Source organism: uncultured Campylobacter sp. (genome assembly GCF_938017705.1).
Lineage (GTDB): Bacteria > Campylobacterota > Campylobacteria > Campylobacterales > Campylobacteraceae > Campylobacter_B.
The window spans coordinates 1-2,929 of sequence record NZ_CALIIS010000030.1 but is presented as its reverse complement, the minus strand read 5'-3'; the positions used below and the strand labels follow the sequence as shown (position 1 = coordinate 2,929).

General features: G+C 40.7%; 3 protein-coding genes and 1 pseudogene. All 4 read left to right on the top strand.

Translation table 11 applies throughout. The features are described 5' to 3' along the window. Positions 1–119: hypothetical protein (locus Q0605_RS01625; protein ID WP_298703640.1), on the top strand; the 119-nt coding region annotated here is incomplete at its 5' end. 23 nt (positions 120–142) lie between these two features. Then, on the top strand, positions 143–1,237 hold the full coding sequence (locus Q0605_RS01620) for a DNA adenine methylase (RefSeq protein WP_298703638.1): 1,095 nt from the start codon (positions 143–145) through the stop codon (positions 1,235–1,237). Position 1,238: 1 nt separating this feature from the next. Then, positions 1,239–1,964: an EcoRI family type II restriction endonuclease gene (locus tag Q0605_RS01615; protein ID WP_298703636.1), complete on the top strand. Its 726-nt coding sequence runs from the start codon at positions 1,239–1,241 to the stop codon at positions 1,962–1,964. A gap of 7 nt (positions 1,965–1,971) precedes the next feature. Further along, positions 1,972–2,160 (top strand): annotated as a pseudogene (locus tag Q0605_RS01610) (phosphoribosylanthranilate isomerase); the annotation flags it as partial. Positions 2,161–2,929: the final 769 nt, after the last annotated feature.

The window sequence follows — 2,929 nt, the reverse complement described above, 5'->3', positions numbered from 1 at the left end:
CGCTATACTGCGCCGATGTCGTGTCAAGCCCTGCGGAGGCTAAGCCACTCATTTTAGAGGCGATCAAATCGGGCAAGGTTTACCGATATTTTGAGGACTATACGCGAGGCAAAGCTTGAAGAATACTATAAAAGAAATTGAAATTGCCGAAAATCCTGCCTTTTTAAAGGAACAGCTAATTAGCTATTTGGGTAATAAACGCGCAATATTAAACGAAATTTTAAACGTACTTTGCGAGATAAAGAGCGAACTAAAAAAACAAAAGATAAGTTTTGTAGACGTTTTTAGTGGTTCAGGCGTGGTTGCAAGAGCAGCTAAAGCATACTCGAGCCTCGTTGTTGCAAACGACTTAGAGGATTATTCGCGCGTGATAAACTCATGCTATCTTTCAAATTTCACGTCAGAGCTCAAAGAGCAAATCGACAAAAGTTTTAAGCAAATTTTAGAAAAATTTAAACCCAGCGAGAGCTTTATAAGCGAACTTTACGCTCCAAAAGATGACGCTAATATAAAACACGGCGAGAGAGTATTTTATTCTCATGAAAATGCGCTAATAATCGGTGGTTTGCGTAAAGCAATAGAAGAAATAGATCTAGATTTTAGGCATTTTTTTATAGCGCCTCTACTCAGCGAGGCTAGCATCCATTCAAATACAGGTGGTGTATTTAAGGGCTTTTACAAAGACAAGGATGGTATAGGAAAATTCGGCGGTAGCGGAGAAAATGCGTTAAATAGAATTTTAGGTAAAATTACTCTTCAAAAACCAATTTTTTCAAATTTTACGAGCAAATTTGAAGTTTATCAGCAAGATGCCTTAAAGCTAGCGAATATTTTATCCCCTTTGGATATCGCTTACTTTGACCCGCCGTATAACCAGCACCCTTACGGCTCAAACTATTTTATGCTAAATTTAATCACAAATTTTAAGACTCCTGACCCTAAAAATTTAAGCGAGGTATCGGGCATACCAAACGACTGGAATCGCTCTAATTTTAATAAAAAGGCAAAAGCGGCAGATGAATTTTTTGCCTTATTATCCAAATTTCCGGCTAAATATTTAGTCATCTCTTTTAATTCGGAAGGATTTATCAGTGAGGCGGAGTTTCTTTTAAATTTATCAAAAATCGGCAAAGTCATAAAACACGGAATCCGCTATCCAACTTATCGCGCAAGCAGAAATTTAAATAACAGGGCGCTTTACGTAACCGAATACATCTATATCGTAAAAAAGGTTTAAAATGGCAAATAGTGATGATCTAAGGAAAAATGTAAATCAGCATAAACCTAAAAATATCGAGTCAAAATTTGACGACAAAAATATAGCGCAGGCCATGCAAAAAACTATTGATTATATAGAAAATAGATTTAGTCAAATTCCAAATTTTAACGGTTTTTACCTTGAATTTAGCGGAAGATTGTCGTTAAAAGGAATGATGGAAAATATAAAAAACGGTAGCATCAGAAAACAGTTTGATACAACATGGGAAGACAATACTATCATGCCTGATGGAGGCTTTTTGATACTCAAAAAACGAGGCGACACAAAATATCAAAAACTCCTTCTAGCGGCAGAAGTTAAAAGACAAGGCACAAATGATAAACGCGCTAAAGAAGGGTTAAAAAAACAAGCTAGAGGTAATGCAATAGAGCGCCTAGGTAAAAATTTAATCGGCATAAGAGCTATGATGAACCACGAAGACATAACGCCTTTCGTATGTTTTGGTAGCGGTGACGACTTTAATGAAAATGACGCTAGCACAAAAAACGTATTTTCAAAACTTAGTACAATGAACGAATTTTATTACCTCAACAAAACTTATATTTTTAAGCTAGACGGCAACAGCGAGCACAATAAATTTTCTCCCGTAAGTATGTATTTTCGAAAAGAGGAGTGGAGTGCAAACGAGATGTTTGAAATAATGAAAGAGATCGCAGAGACTAGTTTGCGATATTATATTTTTTAGGCGAAAAATGAGTGTTTTAATTAAAATTTGCGGTATCAAAACATCTGAAGAAGCATGCGCTGTGGCAGGTCTAGACGTAAATTTTTTAGGCGTGATATTCGTATCAAGCTCCAAGCGCCGTGTCAGCATAGAAACGGCACGCGAAATCGCGCGTATCGCGCATGAAAGCGGTGCAAAGTGCGTAGGCGTCTTTGCTTTGAGCTCGGCAAAACACAGCGCCACCGCGTGCGAAAATTTTAGAGGCAAAGCCTGCGGCGATAAAATTTGCAGCAGCAAGGGCGGTGGCAAAATTTGTGAAGATAAAATTTACGCGGGCACTAGCGGAAGCGTAGAATTTTATGAAGCCGCGGAATTCTGCGAAAAGCAGCGCGACGATTTGAGCGTAAATTTAAACGCAAACTGCGCTGTGTCCACCTCGGTAAAAGATCTAAATTCTGAAATTTTAGATACGGAAGCTTTAGACGAGGAGCAAATTTTAAAAATTTGCAGCCTTTGCGAGCTGGACTGCGCTCAGATTTATGGACGCATAAGCGCGGATTTCAAAGCACGTCTCAACGCAGCAGGCATAGAGGCGTGGCAGGTGCTAAGCATTGGCGCCGAAATGCCGCCGCTTGAGGGTTTGAGCTGTGATCGGATCTTATTTGACGCCAAAGGAGCGAACCTGGGCGGCAACGGCATGAGCTTCGACTGGGATCTGCTGCGACGCGCAGGGCTTGGCTACCAAGGACGAGACGGCGCAACGAACGATGAAAAAAACCGCGCGAACAGCACGGTTCAAAGCACAGACGACACAAGAGGCGATTTTGAGCGTAACGCAATCTGCGAGAATTTCGGCGAGGAAAAATTTTACGCAGAGTGTGTCGAAAACAGCGGCGCAAAGCCCATAAATAGCCGTGATCGCCGTGCCGTCAAAGACGATGAAGCGAGCCTGTGTGCGCATGCCTTCGCTCGATTGAACGACGTAA